The sequence below is a fragment of the Fulverythrobacter fulvus genome (assembly GCF_037154085.1).
Lineage (GTDB): Bacteria > Pseudomonadota > Alphaproteobacteria > Sphingomonadales > Sphingomonadaceae > Andeanibacterium > Andeanibacterium fulvum.
The window spans coordinates 381,831-399,642 of the sequence record NZ_JBANRM010000002.1 but is presented as its reverse complement, the minus strand read 5'-3'; the positions used below and the strand labels follow the sequence as shown (position 1 = coordinate 399,642).

Sequence of the window (17,812 nt, the reverse complement as noted above, 5' to 3'; positions counted from 1 at the left end):
GCGGTGCCGGATTTCGATCCCGTCAATTACGCGATTCCTGCATTCATATTGCTGGTCCTGGCCGAAATGGTCTGGGCAAGGCTGCGCGCACCGCAGGCTTACGAACCGCGCGACACCGCCGTCTCGCTTGCCTTCGGGCTGGGCAGCACAGTGGCGGGCGCCCTCACCGCGTCGCTGGTGCTGGCGATGCTGGTAAAGCTGTATGACTATCGCCTGTTCGAGATCGGCTGGCAGTGGTGGGCTTGGGGGCTGTGCTTCGTACTGGACGATTTCGCCTATTACTGGTCCCACCGTTTCGGCCATCGCATCCGCTGGTTCTGGGCCAGCCATGTGAACCACCATTCGAGCCAGCATTACAACCTGTCCACCGCATTACGTCAGACCTGGACGGGCTTCATCGCGATCACGTTCATTTTCCGCCTGCCGCTTGCCCTGATCGGCTTCCATCCGGCGATGATCCTGTTCTGCGGCGGGCTGAACCTGATCTATCAGTTCTGGATTCACACCGAGGCGATCGGGAAGCTGCCGCGCTGGTTCGAGGCAGTGATGAACACACCTTCGCACCATCGGGTCCACCATGCGACCAACCCGCTCTATCTCGACCGGAACTATGCGGGCACATTCATCCTGTGGGACAAATTGTTCGGCACTTACCAGCCGGAACGGGACGATCTGCGCATCCGCTATGGCATCGTGAAGCAGCTCGGCAGCTTCAACCTGCTGTGGTCCGTATTCCACGAATGGATCGGGATCGTGCGCGACATGTGGCACGCGCCCTGGCGGCACAAATTATCCTACCTGCTGCGCGAACCGGGCTGGAGTCACGATGGCAGCCGCGAGACGTCCGACACGATCCGCGCACGCTGGCTGGAACAGCAAGCAGCCGGGAAGCCGCACACCGGAGACTGACGCGCCGGGCCCGTATCTGCCGGACATGCCCGAGAAACAGGCCACCGGAAGGCGGCCAAGAAAAAGGGGAGCCCAAAGCTCCCCTTTTTCTTTTCCTGTCTGCGGGTTGAGCGCGCAACCGGCTCAGGGCTTCTCGATCGCGTCGATCAGCGGCTGCAGGCCGTCGCCATATTTCTTCCAGCGCTGGACCGCAGTCTTGTAGATCGGCTTGCGCACCTGGGCGACGCTGGCGGTCTTCACCGGGCGGCTGGACTTGTGGAATTCCAGCATCTTGTCGTCCCAGTCGAGGCCAAGGAATTCGATGATGCCACGCGCTTCCTTCTCGGTATCGGCGACGACGTTTTCGTATTCCACCGCCTTCAGCACGCCTTCGGGCAGCACGGATTCCCAGTGCTTCATCAGCGCGTCGTACTGGCGGTAATAGCGGCCCAGTTCACCCATGTCGTAGCTGTGCGGCATGTCGTCCTTGAACAGCTTGGTGAAGGCTGACAGGCAGCAATCGACCGGATCGCGACGCGTGTTGATGAACTTCGCGTTCGGGAACAGCAGGTGCAGCATGCCGATGAAGAAGTAGTTCGTCAGCAGCTTGTCGGTAACGATCCGGGCATCGCCGGCGTTCTTGAACATGGCCTGCTGATACCCATCAGCCACCAGCTTGTAGTGGTTGGGCTTCAGTTCCGAAACCATCTGCGGGAAGCGCGACAGCGACGGGAACCGATCCCGCAACTTGTGCAGCATCTGGCTGAAATACTTCACTTCGCCCGCGCCATAGACGGCGTCGTTGCTCGCCAGGATCTGTTCAACCAGCGTGGAGCCCGAACGCGGCATGCCGACGATGAACAGCAACCGGTCGGTCTGGTTGCCTTCATAGGGCCGGTTCTTGAAGATTTCCGCAGGGAAGGCCTGCTTGATGTCTTCGAAGAACTTGAAGGTTTCCTCCTCGCTGTAATTGAGGAGCTTGCGCTTGATCTTGCCGCCTTCGATGTAGTTTTCGAGCGCCTTTTCCGGCTGGCCATTATCGTCCAGCGCCTTGGCATAGGCGTAATAGAGCGGCAGGCGCAGCTCGACCGGACGATCCTTCATCCGCTCCACCACCTCGGTGAGGCTTTCGTAAAGCTCGGTTTCCTTGGAATAGTCGACCAGGTCGTTGAGATTGGCATAGGCGCCGATCAGGTTCGGATTGAGCTTGAGCCCGCTCAGGATCTTCTCCCGTGCATCGTCGAGCCGACCGACCGACTTCAGCGCCACGCCGTAATAGCTCAGCGTCTCGGCATTATTGGGCTGCAGCTTGTCTGCCTTTTCCAGCAGCGCCACAGCCTCGTCGTAACGGTCAGTCTCGTGCAGCACGCTGCCCAGCACGGTCAGCGCCTCGCCATTTTCCGGCCGCTCGCGCAGCACGAGGCGCAAGGCCTGCTCGGCGGCGGCGAAATTGGCCCGGCGCGCCTGAATCCGCGCGGTGAGGATCAGCGCGCGGACATCCGTGGGTGCCAGCTTGAGCGCGTCGCCCAGCAGGCGCAGCGCGTCCACGTCACGCTTTTCGGTGTAATAGAGATTGGCAAGGTTGGTATGCGCTTCCACGTAGCGCGGGTTCTGCTGGATCGCCTTGCGCAGCGCATGCTCGGCCTGCTCGGTCTTGCCCAGTTCGCGCAGCATGGTGCCGAGATTGTTATAGGCCTCGGGATAACGCTCGCGATAGGCCAGCGCGTTCTGATAGGCCTCGATCGCTTCCTCGCGCTTGCCGATGCAGCGCAGCGCGTTGCCCAGATTGTTGTGCACTTCCGGGAAGTCCGCCTGCAGTTCGAGCGCCTTGCGATAGCAGGCGACTGCTTCGGCATAATTGCGGCTGTCGAAACGCGCGATGCCCAGGTTGTTATGGGCCTGCGCATTCTTGGGATCGATCTCGATCGCTTCCTGCAGGCTGACGATCGCATCCGCGAGATGGCCCTGCTGGCGCTGGACCTCTCCCAGATTGGAGCGGAAGCGGGCGACCTTGGGCTGAAGCTTGATCGCGCGCTTCAGGCTGGCAATGCCTTCCTTGGCCTTGCCCTGCGCCGTCAGCGTCACGCCGAGGATCGAATGGACATCCGCCAGCTTGGGCTTTGCCTGGAGGATCTGGCGGCACATGTTTTCCGCCTGCTTGTAGCGCTTGCTTCCGTAAAGCTGACCGGCGATCGCGATTGCGTCGTCCTCAGTCATCCTCATCGATCCCTTCTGGATCTTCTTGATCATCTCATCGAGACGGCGGTCGGTCATGGACTGCTGCATGGGCGTTCTTTCGTCGTTTCCTGTTCTTGCGCCCGGTGCCGCTTTTGCGCGGTTCATTGGGCGCACCGGGTAAGAGATCGGCGCGATCCTGTCACTACACTACCGGCACGACAAGCAAGATGGCGCGGGCTGTGTGGCAGATGCGGCGCGGGCGTATCGCAATAGCGCTCCACGACCGGCGCATGGTTCACATATCGGGCGCCTAGAGCGCGGTTTCGCCGGTTTCGCCTGTGCGGATGCGCAGGGCCGAACCGAGTTCGAGCACGAAAATCTTGCCGTCCCCGATGCTGCCGGTGGCCGCGGCCTGCTGGATCGCCTCCACCGCGCGTTCCGCCAGTGCATCCGGCAGGGCGACTTCCACTTTCACCTTGGGCACCATGTTGGTGGCATATTCGGCCCCGCGATAGATTTCGGTCTGCCCCTTCTGGCGGCCGAACCCCTTCACTTCGCTGGCCATCATCCCGGCCACACCGATCGCCCCGAGTGCCTCGCGCACTGCGTCGAGCTTGTGCGGCTTGATGATCGCGATGACATATTTCATCTCAATCCAACTCCTTCTCCGCCGGTCGGGCCGGCTACGCCTGTCAACAAAGCAGCAAGCTGGCCCCGCGTCCAGTGAAGCGCATCACGATATGAACGCCTGCGCGCATCGCGGCGGCGCAAATGCCTCGGCCGGGCACAAAAAAAGGGCCGGAGCGGCTGGCTCCGGCCCTTGTTCAGTTTGCGTTCGCAGGAGGAACGTCGTGAGGCGGGATCGGGGGAGGAGAGGAGGAGCCCCGATCCCGCCAAGCTTGCGATCAGTTGTAGGCGCGTTCCCCGTGTTCCCCGAGGTCGAGACCTTCGACTTCGGTTTCCTGGGAGACCCGCAGGCCGGTCAGGGCCTTCGCGATGAAGATCGCGATGGTGGTGCCGACAGTGGAGATCACGATGGTCGCGGCGACGGCCAGAACCTGAGTGACGACCTGGCTGCCGATCACGTAGTCATCGCCGCCCGGGCCACCGAGGGCCGGCGAGAAGACGATGCCGGTGCCGATGGCGCCGACGATACCGCCGATGCCGTGGATGCCGAAGGCGTCAAGCGAGTCGTCGTAACCGAGGGCAGGCTTGAGCTTGGCGACCGCGAAGTAGCAGATCACCGAAGCGACGGCGCCGAGCACGATCGCACCGAACGGACCGGAGTTGCCGGCAGCCGGAGTGACCGCGACGAGGCCGGCGACGATACCCGAGCAGAAGCCCAGAGCCGAACCCTTGTGGCCCATCAGGCGTTCGGTCAGCATCCAGAAGAGACCGGCCGAAGCGGTGGCGACGAAGGTGTTGATCATGGCGAGCGAGGCCGAACCGTTGGCTTCCAGAGCCGAACCGGCGTTGAAGCCGAACCAACCCACCCACAGCAGGCCGGTGCCGACCATGGTCAGCGTCAGCGAGTGCGGCGGCATCGGCTCGTTCGGATAGCCCTTGCGCTTGCCGAGGATCAGCGCGGCGACCAGCGCCGAGACACCGGCGTTGATGTGCACCACGGTACCGCCGGCGAAGTCCAGCGCGCCCATGGCGAAGAACACGCCGCGAGCTTCCCAGACGAGGTGAGCGATCGGGAAATAGACGATCGTCAGCCAGACGGCGGCGAAGACCATCACGGCCGAGAACTTCATGCGCTCGACAACCGCACCCAGGACGAGCGCCGCGGTGATTGCCGCGAAGGTCATCTGGAAGCAGATGAAGACATATTCGCTGATCACCACGCCATCGGTGAAGGTGGCGGCAGTGGAATCGGGCGTCACGCCGGCGAGGAAGAACTTGCCCCAGCTGATGTACTGGTTGCCTTCGGGACCGAAAGCGAGGCCATAGCCCCACATCACCCAGATCAGCATGGCCAGAGCGGCGACAGCGCCGATCTGCGTCATGGTGGAGAGCATGTTCTTCGAACGGGTGAGACCGCCATAGAACAGGGCGAGGCCCGGCAGGATCATCATCAGGACGAGGACCGTCGACGTCATCATCCAGGCATTGTTGCCGGGATCGGGAACGGCGGCGGCCGCTTCGGTAGCAGCTTCGGCGACCGGGGCCGGCACAGCGGCGGCAGCAGCTTCAGTGGCAGCCGCGGTGGCGTCGGCCACCGCCTGGGTGGCTTCCTGCGCCCAGGCTGCAGTAGCGGCGAACATCGACGCGCCAAGCGCACCGGCGCCGCAAACAACTTTGCGGATCATAGTAGTACCCCTCAAGTGATGCGCCCGGATCACAGCGCGGTATCCCCGGATTCGCCGGTGCGAATGCGGGTTGCGGAAGCGAGATCCAGCACGAAGATCTTGCCGTCGCCGATGCTTTCGGTGCTGGCGGTCTGCTGGATGGTTTCGACAACCTGCGCGGCAATCGCATCGGTTGCGGCAACCTCGATCTTCACCTTGGGCAGCATATTCGTGGAATATTCCGCACCGCGATAGATCTCGGTCTGGCCCTTCTGCCGCCCGAAGCCCTTGACCTCGGACACGGTCATGCCTGCGACGCCGATGGCGCCGAGAGCTTCACGCACCTCGTCGAGCTTGAACGGTTTGATGATGGCGATGATGAATTTCATCTCAAACCCCTGTCTGCTTACCGGCGACACTCCCCGGCTGAGAGAGGGGTTTGCAAACAGCGTGCCAAATGCGGGATTCCGACGATTAAGGCACGATTTACGATTCTTTCCCGCAGGTTAAGCGGAAGGGCCAGCCCGAATCTTGTGCAGATGCCTATTTTTTAGGCAGTTATATACATGACAAAGCATCGACTCTGTGATATAGAATCCGAGCGTGACAGGCTGGCAATCGAGATTACTGAGCAGGCGCTTAGGCGCGCTGTAGGCGTGTTGCGTCAATCAGGCTTCGTATCTCCTTCAGAGAGCGGACTTGCAGTTCTTGCTGAGAGGATTCTGCGGGCCGCCAACGGTGACCTTGAGCTTTCGCCATTATACCCAATAGGGCATTTGAAGCCCTCGCAAACTGCCTTGCGGCTAGATCGATATCTTTGACGCAAAGCGAGTCGGGTGGAGGCCCTGGCGCCTTGCGCTGTTTTTTTAGTGGCCTGAATGAGATTGGCACGATGGCTTCTCGCCGTCCTGGCGTTGCCTCTGGATAGCCAATCGTTCTGCTGTGAGCGATTTTGTTACGAAGGACCGACAGCCCCCGCGCTCGGTCGCGCTCGGTTGACCATTCGGCAACCAGCTCTGTAAACCGACTAGATTGCTGAACGGCGCTGTCAGTAAACGACAGTTTGGTTCTGAAGTTGTCGATTGAGTGGAAGGATGCCCCGAGAACCGGTGATTGCTTTTCACCAAAGGCGACAACGCAGATATTGTATAGCGCGTTTTCAACGTGCGCCCATTGCGCGATGGCCTGCCCTATGGCGAAGTGAAAGACGATCTGCTCCTCAATGGGGGTTAGCACTGGAATAGCCATGACAGACACCGATCAAGAGAAAGAGGACGCGGTTCTGCGGAAGCTGCTGGGCACTCCGCATAAGCCGCATGATGCTGAGAAGACGAAGGAGAGGTGCCCAGCTATCTCCCGCGCCCCCAAGTCCCGCTAGAACCACGGCTGGGGACTGCGCGCCGTCCGTGCGTTACGATTTCAAGCCCGCATGGGTTGCATCGAAGAACATCCACGCTTCCTTCAGGAATTAGATCATGAGCCAAGATCGACTTCTTGCCCTGCTCATAGCAGTGGGGGCAAATCCAATGCGGTGGCTGGCTCGCCTCCATGCCTTCCTTCAATTTGTAAGCAGGCGTCCCTTGCCCCGTATCTGCCAACTCGTAGCGCTGTTTCTCTGCTTCCCAGTCTTTGAGATTCACAATCTCTTGTTCAAGATTAGCTATTCTTTGGGCCGCCGCAGATTGCATCTCTTGTGCCGCAAACAATCCTTGCTGGGCATCAAGAATAAGGCCTTGGAGTTCGATCTTAACATCATTGACCCTAGCCTGAGTGTTGGCAGCATTGAGGCCCTGAACGATGTCCTTGGCCGCCTTGAGGCTGCTAAGGCCCGTAGCAATTTCCGCTAACATTATTTCCTCCCGACTCGCTTCTTGCGCCAGCGGAGGAACTTAGCGGCCTTTTGTTTACGCGAAAGCGGCTTCGTCAGTCCGCCGATAAGTAAGGCGCTTACCCTTGATGCCAACAAGGGCTTCGTCTGAACGTTCAAAGTCATTCAGCTTGCGAGTGTTATAGCGGAAGTCGAACTCGGTAACGTAGCGCTTGAGGTGAGCTTCGGAGACGTGGTGATAAACGCCCACGATCCCGCGCTTGAGGATCGAGAAGAAGTTCTCAATCGTATTGGTGTGGAAGTAGGTGGCGCGGCCATATTCGCCCAGCGAGTGCTTCACCACGCCATGACCGACATATTCCTTGCCCAAGGTCTTATAGGCCGCGTGTTCGTCAGTCATAAGCCAGCTACCACGGTCCGCATTGGTAACGAGGACATGGCGGAGGTTGACGGCAGTCACCTTGGGGACATGGAAGGAGCGGACGCGGCCACCGCGTTCTACGAGTGAAAAGACAGGCTGCTTGCCAGCACCACCTTGGCGACCCGCAACGCGCTTGTTGGCGTGCTTGTTGGTTTCCTTGCCGCCAACATAGGTTTCATCGGCTTCAATGGTCTTGCCATAGCCGCCCATGGGTTCGTTATCGGTATCGCGCATGGCTTCACGGATGCGGTGCATCATGAACCAAGCAGTCTTGTAGCTGACACCGACCATGCGGGCGATCTGGTGAGCGCTCATGCCCTTCTTGGAGGCGCAAAGCAGGTGATTGCAGAGCAGCCACTTGTGCAGGGGCACCTTGGAGCTTTCGAATACGGTGCCCACGGTGACAGTGAACTGCTTGCGGCAGGCATTGCACTGGACAACGCCCTTGCGGACCGCGCCTTCGGGGTGAGCCTTGGTAGGACGGCCACGCTGGGCAGGCAGGCGAGTAGCCTTTTCGGACTTGCAGTGAGGGCAGACAGGACCGTTCGGCCAGTGGAGCGCTTCAAGGTGCTCACGGGCTGCATCTTCATCGGTAAAGCGGGGTTCGTAGATGGACATAACGGCTCTCTCTGATCGTGAGAAAACCTTGGCCTATCGCTTCTGCTTTGTCAAGTATATAACTGCCATTTTTTAGGCAGTGACTGCTTGAACTCTTGAACTAGGGCGCCCTGCTTCGCACCGACAGATTGGGTAAGAGTGACCGAGCCTACGGAGGCGCCCACGGAGGCGCCGGGCAATTATTATTCAGCTCTGAGTGCGTGGAGAAAAATGACAACTAACCCTAGTCGCGGATATTTGGGCGAGATTCCTTAAGGTCAGCAATTATTTGGTCGAGGCGACGCTTCCGTTCCTCTGCGATTTCCTTACCCTTATCAATTAAGGAAATTGTTATTGATAGGCAGGCCGCCTCAAACGTCACCCTATTCTCAGATTTAGCAGGGAGAAGTGCATTAGCCATCTTTGGTTCCATGTGGTGCTTCTTAAGCAGCTTGCACGCCGCCCCTACCTCAGGAAGTGTGAAATCTATGACCCGCAAGGCATGAGAGAACTGGTTTCTAATCTCTCTGATTGCGTCAATCTCGCGCTTCCTCTCTTTGTCACAATACCCGAGCGCGTAGATGGCCAACGTTTTTGCGCTGAATGTTCCAAATGGGGCGCCGACACCTTCGAAGAGAGCGTCTGTTGCATCTAGATTACGAACGAGCGCCCAACACACGTGCTTGACGCCCAACTCAACAAGTGCAGCGCCCATTATGGCCGAGCCGCGGTCTGTCTCGTTATGCATGGCAAGCACCGCTGCCCTAATCTCTTCGGCTGAGAGATCATCCCTAGAGAGTTTAGAAAGGGACTTCCGGCCGACTCCTCTCGCCGCCGCGTGCGCAGCCCTGTCTTTATCTGGGGAGGGCTTTCCCGTGCCTTTTGGACCACGTTTAGAGTTCCTATGACGACCGGCCATAACAGTCCTCCGCTGGATATACCGTTTGCGAAAAGTTAGCTCGCCTCGCGATGCCAGTCATAAATAGGGTCGGCCACTTCGTCCAAACCTCACCCTGCAAGCCGCGCGACGGCCCAAATCGGCAGGTGATCCGATGCGGCTGCGGCAAGGGCGCTGTGGTGGACGCCGTGGCTCAGGATGTCCCAGCCGCGCGAGAAGACTATGCGGTCCAGCGGGGCGAGGGGCTGGCGGCTGGGGAAGCTGCGCCCCGGTGCGATCGGTTGCCAGCCATGGCCGAATTCGCGGATACTGCCGCCGCGCAGCGACCATTCGTTGAAATCGCCCAGCATCACGGCCGGGCAATCTTCCTCGCAGGTGGCAAGATCGCTCGTCACCGCGCGGATCTGGTCGCGCCGGCGGATGCCCGACAGGTCCAGATGCATGCCCACCACGCGCAACCGGCGCCCTTCATGCGCCAGTTCCGCCCGTACCGCGCCGCGCGGCTCCAGCGTGGGCAGATGCACGGCATGCGTGCCCAGCACGTCGAAATGGCGGCGGACCAGCACGGCATTGCCGTGCCAGCCCATGCTGTCGGGCCGCATGGCGAGATGGGCGATGGCATAGCCCTGTTCCTCCACCAGCGCGCGCGGCAGCACCGAGGCGCGGCGGCCGAAGCGCCGGTCGACCTCCTGCAGGGCGACGATATCGGCATTCACTTCATGCAGCACGGACAGGATGCGATCGGGATCACGGCGCCCATCGGTGCCCACGGCCTTGTGGATGTTGTAGCTGGCGAAGCGGATTTCCAAACGGGTCAGTCCTGCGGGATGGTCGAAGGATCGCCCGCGATATAGCGGTCGGTCGTGCGCACGGGCAGACCGTCGATACTGGTGCGGCGGGTCTTGTGCTTGCCTGCCCATTCCGCCGGATCGGCCTTGGCATGGACCTTGAGCAGGGTCGGCCGTTCCCGCTCCATGCTCATGATCGGCACGCCATAGCCGCAGCTGGTCTGGACGCTTTCCACCTCGATATCGAAAATCTGCCGTGTGCCGGGCATCAGGGTGAAATGGGCGGACAGTTCCTCCCAGTCGCGATCCCACGGTACTACCGGGCGGCCTTGCCCATAGATGCGCAGGATCAGCGCGGGCTGCTGGAAATTGCAGAACATCACAGTGATGCGCCCATCCTCCAGCAGATGGGCATTGGTCTCGTTTCCCGAGCCGCCTAGATCGAGATAAGCCACCCGATTGGGCGAGAGGATGCGGAAGGCATCGTATCCCTTGGGACTGAGATTGATCCGCCCGTCCTTCGCTGCCGTGGCGACGAAGAACATGGGCTGCCGCTCGATCATGGCGGCATGGGCGGGAGTGAGCGCGTCGAAGAACTCGGCCATGGGGGATTGGTAGGCAGTCGCTGGCGAGGCGGCAAGCGGGGAGGTGGGCATGCCCCCATCGGCATTCTGCATTGTCACCCCGGCTCTGTGCCGGGGTCCAGCTTCCCTTCCGGCGACGAGGAAGCGGGATCCCGGAATAAATCCGGGATGACTGGGGGGGGTGCGAGTGAGGAAAGGAAAGTGGAGGCGTGAAACGCACCATCGCGATGCTGCCCAGCCTCTAACCGGACAGCGTCACGATGTCAAGACAAATTCACCAAATAGGTGAAATACCTCACCGCTCCTTGGTGGCGTTGAATTTCAGCTCGGAGTGCTTTTCCTGCTGATAGTTCACGTCCCAGGCCGATTTGGCGAGGAACACCATGTCGCCATCGCGGTCTCGCGCGAGATTGGCGCGGTTGAACTGTTCGAACGCCCGCAGCGCCTCCTCGGTGCCTTTCAGCCACCGTGCCGTGTCGAAAGGCGAGGCTTCGAGGCGGGCCTCCACCTTGTATTCCGCCTCCAGCCGCGAAACGAGCACGTCGAGCTGGAGCTGGCCGACCACGCCGACGATCCACTGGCTGCCGATCTCGGGATAGAACACCTGGATCACGCCTTCCTCCGACAGATCGTCGAGCGCCTTGCGCAGTTGCTTGGTCTTGGTCGGGTCCTTCAGGGCGATGCGGCGCAGGATTTCCGGCGCGAAGTTCGGCAGGCCGGTGAAGCGCACGTCGTTCTTTTCCGAAAGCGTATCGCCCACGCGCAACGTGCCGTGATTGGGGATGCCGATGATGTCCCCCGCCTCGGCCGTGTCGGCGATCTCGCGATCCTGTGCGAAGAACAGGATCGGCGAATGGACCGCGATCGGCTTGCCCAGGCCCGAAGGGGTGAGCTTCATGCCGCGCTTGAAGGTGCCGCTGACCATGCGCATGAAGGCGATCCGGTCACGGTGCTGCGGGTCCATGTTGGCCTGCACCTTGAAGATGAACCCGGTCACCTCGTCCTTGTCAGGCGAGATGGTGCCGCCTTCGGCCGGCTGCGGACGCGGCGGCGGGGCGAAGCGGGCAATCGCGTCGATCAGCTCGGCCACGCCGAAATTCTTCAGCGCCGATCCGAAATAGACCGGGGTCAGGTCGCCATTGCGATAGGCGTCGATGTCGAATTCGGGATAGATCCCGCGCGCCAGCTCCATTTCCTCGGCCACATCCTCGGGCAGGGCGGGATCGACATCCCGCTTGCCGAGGAATTCGCGGCTGTCGCCTTCCGGGCGGCTGGCCGTGTTGGTGGCGAAATCGAGAATCCCCTCGAACAGCCCGCCCATGCCGATGGGCCAGCCTTGCGGACTGACGTCCAGCGCCAGCATGTCGGCCACTTCGTCCAGCAGTTCGAAACAGGGGCGCCCTTCGCGGTCCACCTTGTTGACGAAAGTAATGATCGGCACGCTGCGCAACCGGCAGACCTCGAACAGCTTGCGCGTCTGCGGCTCGATACCCTTGGCCGCATCGATCACCATGATGGCCGAGTCCACCGCCGTCAGCGTGCGATAGGTATCTTCGGAAAAGTCCTCGTGCCCCGGCGTATCGAGCAGGTTGAAGGTAATCCCGTCTTTCTCGAAGGTCATCACCGAGCTGGTGACCGAGATGCCGCGCTGCTGTTCGATCTTCATCCAGTCCGAACGGGCGCGCCGGGCCGCCCCGCGCGCCTTCACTTCGCCCGCAAGGTGGATCGCGCCGCCCTGCAGCAGCAGCTTTTCCGTCAGCGTCGTCTTACCGGCGTCCGGGTGAGAAATGATCGCGAAGGTGCGGCGGTTGGAAAGGGTCGCTTGAGCCATGGCCGCGCGGTTAGCCGCAGGGCGCGCCCGCGTCCATATTTCCCGTAAGCGCGCAATTACGCCGAATTAACGCGCGGGCGCTAAAGCCGGGCGTGAAAAGGGGGCACTTCATGCGCAGACTGGCGTTCACCATTGCGATCGCATCCATGCTGGCCGGCTGCGGCGGGGCGGAGCCAGGCGTCTATGCCGTGCCGCTGGCCGAGGCATTGCAGCGGCTCAAGAAGGCGGATGTCGACGGTTTCCGCTCCGCCCGCCAATGCGGCATCCTGATCCACTTCGCCTCCGACAGCCCGAAGGATGATGCCATCACCTGGCGCGTTTCCAGCAGCGGGCGCGAAGTGTTACGCTTCACCGTGCGGCTCACGGCCGAAGGCGATGGCACGCGCGCGCAGATCGAAGTCCCCGCCGAGGCCAAGGGCGGCGAGATGTATGACGGCAGCCAGTTCTACCCCCGCCCCGCCCTGCACCAGCCGCTGCGCCCCGCCGTGCAGGAACTGATCGACGCGGCCATGGAACAGCGCCCCTTCGATGTCATGCGCATTCCCGATGACAAACGCAGCAGCCCGAATGACGGGCCATGCGAAGTCCAGCGGGCGGGGCTGGAGCAAGGCAGTTCCCGTTTCGGGCTGGACGACAAGCCGGGTTATGATTCGCGCCGGTCGCAGCAGTTGCGCGACATGGAAGATGCCCGGTCCGCGCAGGAGGGGCAGGACAGTTCCTATGGCCAGCCGATGGACGATACGCGGGGAAGCTGGTGACCATGGGCCGCGCCATTCTCGCCCTGGCAGTCGCCACCCTGATCGCTGCCTGCGGGCTGATACCTTCGGGCAAGAGCTATCCGATTGCGATCCGCGACGTGCGCCAGACACTGACCGCGATGCAGCCGCCGATGGAATTCTTCCCGGCCGAAGCCGCCGGCGCCCAGGTGAAGCGGGAGAGCGATACGAAGATCAGCTGGCTGCTGGTCGACCGGCAGGGCAGCGGATTGCTGACCTTCGTGGCGGAACTGACCGAGGCCGGTCCGGAAGAAACCCGCATATCGGTCGACATCCTGCCCCCGCCCGGCGGACGGCACGATCAGGTGGCCAAGGGGCTGGAGGAAAATCCCACAGTCGTCGATTTCTATCGCTCCGCCATGGCCGAACAGATCGGGGCGACGCTGGAAAAGCGCGATTTCAACATGGCTGCCATCCAGGGCAAGATGATGATGGCCGCCTTTGCGACCATGCCCAAGATGCAGGAACAACTCGACAAGGCCGTGGAGCAGGAACACGCCCGCAATCGCGACAATATCGACAAGGCCTATCGCGAAGAGGCGCAGGGCGGTTCGTCCTACTCCTCGCAAGGCGGCTATGGTTCCAGCGAACCGGCCTATGGCGAACCGATGGACCCGGCGACGGGATCGGGCTGGTAGCGCTGAAGCCCGGCCCCACCTCATCCCACGCTATGTGTGCGCCAGCTTTCCCAGCCCCGGGTCAGGGCCCAGGACACCAGAATGACGGCGCATAGCGCCATATCCACTCTGCCTGCGACAGCGGCTTCGGCCACGTCTCCCACCCACCAATGGGTCACGACCATTGCGGCCTTGTGGAAGAACACCAGTTCCCACACGAGCGGCGAACGGGTCGGCCGCCACGCCAGCAGGGCGAAAAGCCCCGCAAAAACCAGAAAGCCATAGGCCCGCCAGCTTTCCACCCACAGCCGATCCGCTCCGGCATCGGAAAGCAGTGGCACTGCCCCGGCAAAGGCCCCCACGGCGGAGAGCGCGGCAATACCCATCAACACCTGTCCGATCAGACGCATGCGCATAGGCCGCTTCTCCGTCCGGTTACGCGGATGACCCGCGCAATTACGATTTCAGATTTATCGCTGCGGAATCCGCATTCTCCGTCGCAGCTAGTGGACCTTCAGATTTGCGCAGTTCCGCTCCCATCTTCACTGCCGCAGCCACGATCCGCTCGGCAATCGCCTTCAGCTCTTCATCCGTATAGCTCTTCTCGCCCGGCTGGAGCGTGACTTCCACCGCCAGCGACTTCTTGCCTTCCGGCACGCCTGCTCCGCGGAAATCGTCGAAGATGCGGGCATCGACGATATTCGCCTTGTCCGCGCCCTTCACGGCTCGCAGCAGATCGCCTGCAGGCTTGGCCGCATCCACCAGGAAGGCGAAATCGCGCGTCACCGCCTGCAGGGCGGGCGGCGAATAGGCAGTCCGGGCAAAGCTGGCGCCGCCCTTCTTTTCCGGAATGGCATCGAGATAGATTTCCGCCGCCACGACCGGCCCGTCCACGTCGAAGGCTTCGAGCGTCTTGGGATGCAGCGCGCCGAAGCGGGCCAGCACCGCCTTGGGGCCAAGGCGCAGGGTTGCGGACTGGCCGGGATGGAACTGGCTGCCTGCCTCGCCCATCACCTGCAGCTTGTCCACCGGCGCGCCGGCTTCTGCGAGCAGGGCCAGCACTTCGCCCTTGGCGTCGAATGCGTCGAACAATTGGGCCTTGCCGGTGCTCCAGCCGCTGGGAACCTTCTCGCCCGCCAGCACCACGCCAAGCGTCAGGCGCTCGTCGCTCGCTCCGCCTTCGCCGCGCAGATAGCGGCGGCCGATCTCGAACAGGCGCACGCCCTTGGCGCCGCGATCGAGATTGCGCTTGGCGGCAGACAACAGGCCGGGGATCAGCGCCGGGCGCATGGCCTTCATGTCTTCGCTGATCGGATTGTCGAGAATCCACAGCCCGCCGTTCCCGTCCGCGAAATGTTCCGCATCGGGCACGGGCAGGAAGCTCCAGGTCACGGCCTCGTTCAGCCCGCGCGCGGCAGCGGCGCGGCGCAGGCGGCGCTCCAGCTTCTGGGCCGGAGTGGCAGTCGGCTGGGCGACCCCATCCACGCGCGGCAGGGCGACACTGGCCACCTTGTCGATCCCATGGATGCGGACCACTTCCTCGACGATGTCGGGCGCGCCTTCCACATCGTGGCGGCGCAGTGGCACGGTGACGTTCCAATCTGGCGAAACTTGGAAACCAAGCGCGGCGAGGATCGCCTTCTGTTCGGCTTCCGGCACGGCAACGCCGCCCAGCTGCTCGGCCAGCGCCGGATCGTAGCTGACGACCTTCTGCTGGCTCGGCGGGCTACCCGCGCGGACAACTTCGGAGGCTTCGCCGCCGCAGATCTCAAGGATCAGCTGAGTCAGCAGATGCAGCCCATCCTCGAGGAAGGCCGGGTCCACCCCACGTTCGAACCGGGTGCGGGCATCGGAGGCCAGGCCCAGACGGCGGCCGGTCATGCCGATCCGCTCAGGCTCGAAATAGGCGATTTCCAGCAGGACATCGGTAGTGTCGTCCGACACGCCCGAATGTTCGCCGCCCATGATCCCGGCAATGTCATGCACACCGGAATCGTCGGCGATCACGGTCATATCCGCGTCGAGCGTATAGGTCTTCTCGTTCAGCGCGAGGACCTGCTCGCCCTCCTTCGCCCGCCGCGCCACGACCGCGCCGTTGAGCTTGGCCAGATCGTAGGCATGGGCCGGACGGCCGAAACCGAGCATCAGGAAATTGGTGATGTCCACCAGCGCACTGATCGGGCGCTGGCCCGCACTGCGCAGGGCAGCCTGCATCCATTCGGGCGACGGGCCATTCTTCACCCCGCGCACCACGCGGCCATAGAAGGCCGGGCAGCCTTCGGGATCGTCCGTGCGAATTTCGACCGGGCAGGGGAAGCTGGACGGCGCCTCGCGCAGGGGCACCGGCTTCAGCGTGCCAAGGCCTGCCGCCGCCAGATCGCGCGCAATGCCATAGACGCCCATGCAGTCCGGCCGGTTGGGCGTGATTGCCACGTCGAACACCGGGCCTTCGCCGCGATAATCGGCAAAGCTGGTGCCGATGGGCGCGCCTTCGGGCAGTTCGATGATCCCGTCATGATCGTCACCCAGTTCCAGCTCGCGGGTGGAACACATCATGCCGTTGGATTCGACGCCGCGGATCGCGCTCTTGCGCAGGACCATGCCATTGGCGGGCACGCTGGCGCCGGGAGTGCCGAGCACGCCGACAAGGCCCGCACGAGCATTGGGCGCGCCGCAGACAACCTGCAGCGGATCGCCCGCGCCGGTATCCACGGTCAGCACCTGCAGCTTGTCCGCATCGGGGTGCGGCTTTGCCGTCAGCACCTTGGCGACGATGAAACCGGCCAGCGTCTCAGCCGGGTCTTCGATGCCTTCAACCTCGATCCCGATGGCGTTGAGCTTGGCCGAAATGGCCGCCGCATCCGCATCGGTTTCCAGATATTGCTTCAGCCAGAGGAGCGAGAACTTCATGCGCGTGCTCCCACACCGGCGGAAAGGGTCGGCTGATCGAAGGCGGAGAAGCCGTAATGCTTCAGCCAGCGCACATCGCCGTCAAAGAAGGCGCGCAGATCGTCCATCCCGTATTTCAGCATGGCGAGGCGATCCACGCCCACGCCGAAGGCGAAGCCCTGCCACTGATCGGGATCGTGGCCCGACATTTCGATCACCTTGCGGTTGACCATGCCGCTGCCCAGCAGTTCCATCCAGCCATGGCCCGGCTCGTCTCCGCTGCCGCCCAGCACACGCCGCCCATTTTCGATAGCGAAGCCCACGTCCACTTCCACCGAAGGTTCGGTGAAGGGGAAATAGGACGGGCGCAGGCGCAGCACGATGTCATCACGCTCGAAAAAGGCCTTGAGGAAGGTCTCCAGCGTCCACTTGAGGTGGCCGAGGTGAATGCCCTTGTCGATCACCAGACCTTCCACCTGATGGAACATCGGCGTGTGGGTGGCATCGGAATCCGAACGATAGACGCGGCCCGGCGCGATGATGCGTACGGGGGTGCCTTCGGCCATCATGGTGCGGACCTGAACCGGGCTGGTATGCGTGCGCAGCAGCATCCGGCCGCCCTTGGGCGCAGTATCCGGGAAGTAGAACGTATCGTGCATCGCGCGCGCCGGGTGGCTTTCCGGCATGTTGAGCGCGGTGAAATTATACCAGTCGTCCTCTATCTCCGGCCCGGTGGCGACGGCGAAGCCCATATCGGCGAAGATTTCCGCCAGCTCGTCCATCACCTGGCTGACCGGGTGGACGGAGCCCTTGGGCGCGTCAGGCGCGGGCAGGGAAAGGTCCAGCGTCTCGGCCGCAAGCTGGGCTTCCAGCGCGGCGCCTTCCAGCGCTTCCTTGCGAGTGGAGAGCGCCGTCTGCACGGCCTCGCGCAGGGCATGGATCTTGGGCCCCTGGGTCTGGCGTTCTTCCGGCGACATGCCGCCCAAAGTCTTGAGCAGGCCCGAAATGCTGCCCTGCTTGCCCAGATATTCGACCCGCAGCGCTTCCAGTGCGGCGGGATCTTCCGCCGCGCCGATCCGCGCCAGTGCGGCGCCTTCGAGAGTATCCACTTCGCCCATTCCCGTCCGGTCCTGCGATTGCGAGACGCCTCTAGGGCCCCTGCCCGGTGCTGGCAATGGTGGAGAGGGGAGCGCGAGGCGCACCGGAGAGGGCGGGAGCGCGTCCCC

17 protein-coding genes are annotated in these 17,812 nt (G+C 62.4%); 3 read left to right on the top strand and 14 right to left on the bottom strand.

The features are described 5' to 3' along the window. Positions 1-3 precede the first annotated feature (3 nt). A complete protein-coding gene (locus tag WFP36_RS07710; protein WP_336979382.1) occupies positions 4-909 on the top strand; it encodes a sterol desaturase family protein in 906 nt (301 codons plus the stop codon). Positions 910-1,032: 123 nt separating this feature from the next. On the opposite strand, the gene WFP36_RS07705 is transcribed toward WFP36_RS07710, so the two are convergent. From WFP36_RS07705 to WFP36_RS07655, 11 genes are all read right to left on the bottom strand, one after another. Further along, positions 1,033-3,105: a tetratricopeptide repeat protein gene (locus WFP36_RS07705; RefSeq protein ID WP_336979380.1), complete on the bottom strand. Its 2,073-nt coding sequence runs from the start codon at positions 3,103-3,105 to the stop codon at positions 1,033-1,035. Between the two features lie 271 nt (positions 3,106-3,376). Beyond that, positions 3,377-3,715 carry a P-II family nitrogen regulator gene (locus WFP36_RS07700; protein WP_336979379.1) on the bottom strand — a complete coding sequence of 113 codons (339 nt, stop codon included), beginning with the start codon at positions 3,713-3,715 and terminating at the stop codon, positions 3,377-3,379. Positions 3,716-3,971: 256 nt separating this feature from the next. Beyond that, positions 3,972-5,378, bottom strand: coding sequence for an ammonium transporter (locus WFP36_RS07695; protein ID WP_336979378.1), 1,407 nt, complete (start codon positions 5,376-5,378; stop codon positions 3,972-3,974). 29 nt (positions 5,379-5,407) lie between these two features. Continuing rightward, positions 5,408-5,746, bottom strand: coding sequence for a P-II family nitrogen regulator (locus WFP36_RS07690; RefSeq protein ID WP_336979376.1), 339 nt, complete (start codon positions 5,744-5,746; stop codon positions 5,408-5,410). A 250-nt stretch (positions 5,747-5,996) separates the two neighbouring features. Then, on the bottom strand, positions 5,997-6,605 hold the full coding sequence (locus tag WFP36_RS07685; RefSeq protein WP_336979374.1) for a hypothetical protein: 609 nt from the start codon (positions 6,603-6,605) through the stop codon (positions 5,997-5,999). 101 nt (positions 6,606-6,706) lie between these two features. After that, a complete protein-coding gene (locus tag WFP36_RS07680; protein WP_336979372.1) occupies positions 6,707-7,207 on the bottom strand; it encodes a hypothetical protein in 501 nt (166 codons plus the stop codon). A gap of 54 nt (positions 7,208-7,261) precedes the next feature. Continuing rightward, a complete protein-coding gene (locus tag WFP36_RS07675) occupies positions 7,262-8,224 on the bottom strand; it encodes an IS1595 family transposase (RefSeq protein WP_336979371.1) in 963 nt (320 codons plus the stop codon). Between the two features lie 223 nt (positions 8,225-8,447). Then, positions 8,448-9,122, bottom strand: coding sequence for a hypothetical protein (locus WFP36_RS07670; RefSeq protein ID WP_336979370.1), 675 nt, complete (start codon positions 9,120-9,122; stop codon positions 8,448-8,450). An 89-nt stretch (positions 9,123-9,211) separates the two neighbouring features. After that, on the bottom strand, positions 9,212-9,910 hold the full coding sequence (locus WFP36_RS07665) for an endonuclease/exonuclease/phosphatase family protein (RefSeq protein ID WP_336979368.1): 699 nt from the start codon (positions 9,908-9,910) through the stop codon (positions 9,212-9,214). Positions 9,911-9,915: 5 nt separating this feature from the next. Beyond that, entirely contained in the window at positions 9,916-10,494 is a 579-nt protein-coding gene (locus WFP36_RS07660; protein WP_336979366.1) for a pyridoxamine 5'-phosphate oxidase family protein, read from the bottom strand. A 274-nt stretch (positions 10,495-10,768) separates the two neighbouring features. Then, positions 10,769-12,304: a peptide chain release factor 3 gene (locus WFP36_RS07655; protein WP_336979364.1), complete on the bottom strand. Its 1,536-nt coding sequence runs from the start codon at positions 12,302-12,304 to the stop codon at positions 10,769-10,771. 110 nt (positions 12,305-12,414) lie between these two features. On the opposite strand from WFP36_RS07655, the gene WFP36_RS07650 reads away from it, so the two are divergent. Further along, entirely contained in the window at positions 12,415-13,062 is a 648-nt protein-coding gene (locus tag WFP36_RS07650) for a hypothetical protein (RefSeq protein ID WP_336979363.1), read from the top strand. 2 nt (positions 13,063-13,064) lie between these two features. Then, positions 13,065-13,718: a hypothetical protein gene (locus WFP36_RS07645; protein ID WP_336979361.1), complete on the top strand. Its 654-nt coding sequence runs from the start codon at positions 13,065-13,067 to the stop codon at positions 13,716-13,718. 20 nt (positions 13,719-13,738) lie between these two features. On the opposite strand, the gene WFP36_RS07640 is transcribed toward WFP36_RS07645, so the two are convergent. From WFP36_RS07640 to pheS, 3 genes are read right to left on the bottom strand one after another with little or no spacing between them, the layout of a single operon-like run. Continuing rightward, positions 13,739-14,113, bottom strand: a complete 375-nt coding sequence (locus tag WFP36_RS07640; protein ID WP_336979360.1) for a hypothetical protein — start codon at positions 14,111-14,113, stop codon at positions 13,739-13,741. 40 nt (positions 14,114-14,153) lie between these two features. Continuing rightward, a complete protein-coding gene (pheT, locus tag WFP36_RS07635; protein ID WP_336979359.1) occupies positions 14,154-16,607 on the bottom strand; it encodes a phenylalanine--tRNA ligase subunit beta in 2,454 nt (817 codons plus the stop codon). Then, positions 16,604-17,704 carry a phenylalanine--tRNA ligase subunit alpha gene (gene pheS / locus WFP36_RS07630; protein WP_336979357.1) on the bottom strand — a complete coding sequence of 367 codons (1,101 nt, stop codon included), beginning with the start codon at positions 17,702-17,704 and terminating at the stop codon, positions 16,604-16,606. Before pheS ends, pheT begins: the two co-directional genes overlap by 4 nt. Positions 17,705-17,812: the final 108 nt, after the last annotated feature.

Bases quoted from the DNA above. Each gene is read 5' to 3' on its own strand.
- WFP36_RS07705 (WP_336979380.1), bottom strand. From the start codon at position 3,105: ATGACTGAGGACGACGCAATCGCGATCGCCGGTCAGCTTTACGGAAGC.
- WFP36_RS07700 (WP_336979379.1), bottom strand. From the start codon at position 3,715: ATGAAATATGTCATCGCGATCATCAAGCCGCACAAGCTCGACGCAGTG.
- WFP36_RS07695 (WP_336979378.1), bottom strand. From the start codon at position 5,378: ATGATCCGCAAAGTTGTTTGCGGCGCCGGTGCGCTTGGCGCGTCGATG.
- WFP36_RS07690 (WP_336979376.1), bottom strand. From the start codon at position 5,746: ATGAAATTCATCATCGCCATCATCAAACCGTTCAAGCTCGACGAGGTG.
- WFP36_RS07685 (WP_336979374.1), bottom strand. From the start codon at position 6,605: ATGGCTATTCCAGTGCTAACCCCCATTGAGGAGCAGATCGTCTTTCAC.
- WFP36_RS07680 (WP_336979372.1), bottom strand. From the start codon at position 7,207: ATGTTAGCGGAAATTGCTACGGGCCTTAGCAGCCTCAAGGCGGCCAAG.
- WFP36_RS07675 (WP_336979371.1), bottom strand. From the start codon at position 8,224: ATGTCCATCTACGAACCCCGCTTTACCGATGAAGATGCAGCCCGTGAG.
- WFP36_RS07670 (WP_336979370.1), bottom strand. From the start codon at position 9,122: ATGGCCGGTCGTCATAGGAACTCTAAACGTGGTCCAAAAGGCACGGGA.
- WFP36_RS07660 (WP_336979366.1), bottom strand. From the start codon at position 10,494: ATGGCCGAGTTCTTCGACGCGCTCACTCCCGCCCATGCCGCCATGATC.
- WFP36_RS07655 (WP_336979364.1), bottom strand. From the start codon at position 12,304: ATGGCTCAAGCGACCCTTTCCAACCGCCGCACCTTCGCGATCATTTCT.
- WFP36_RS07650 (WP_336979363.1), top strand. From the start codon at position 12,415: ATGCGCAGACTGGCGTTCACCATTGCGATCGCATCCATGCTGGCCGGC.
- WFP36_RS07645 (WP_336979361.1), top strand. From the start codon at position 13,065: ATGGGCCGCGCCATTCTCGCCCTGGCAGTCGCCACCCTGATCGCTGCC.
- WFP36_RS07640 (WP_336979360.1), bottom strand. From the start codon at position 14,113: ATGCGCATGCGTCTGATCGGACAGGTGTTGATGGGTATTGCCGCGCTC.
- pheT (WP_336979359.1), bottom strand. From the start codon at position 16,607: ATGAAGTTCTCGCTCCTCTGGCTGAAGCAATATCTGGAAACCGATGCG.
- pheS (WP_336979357.1), bottom strand. From the start codon at position 17,704: ATGGGCGAAGTGGATACTCTCGAAGGCGCCGCACTGGCGCGGATCGGC.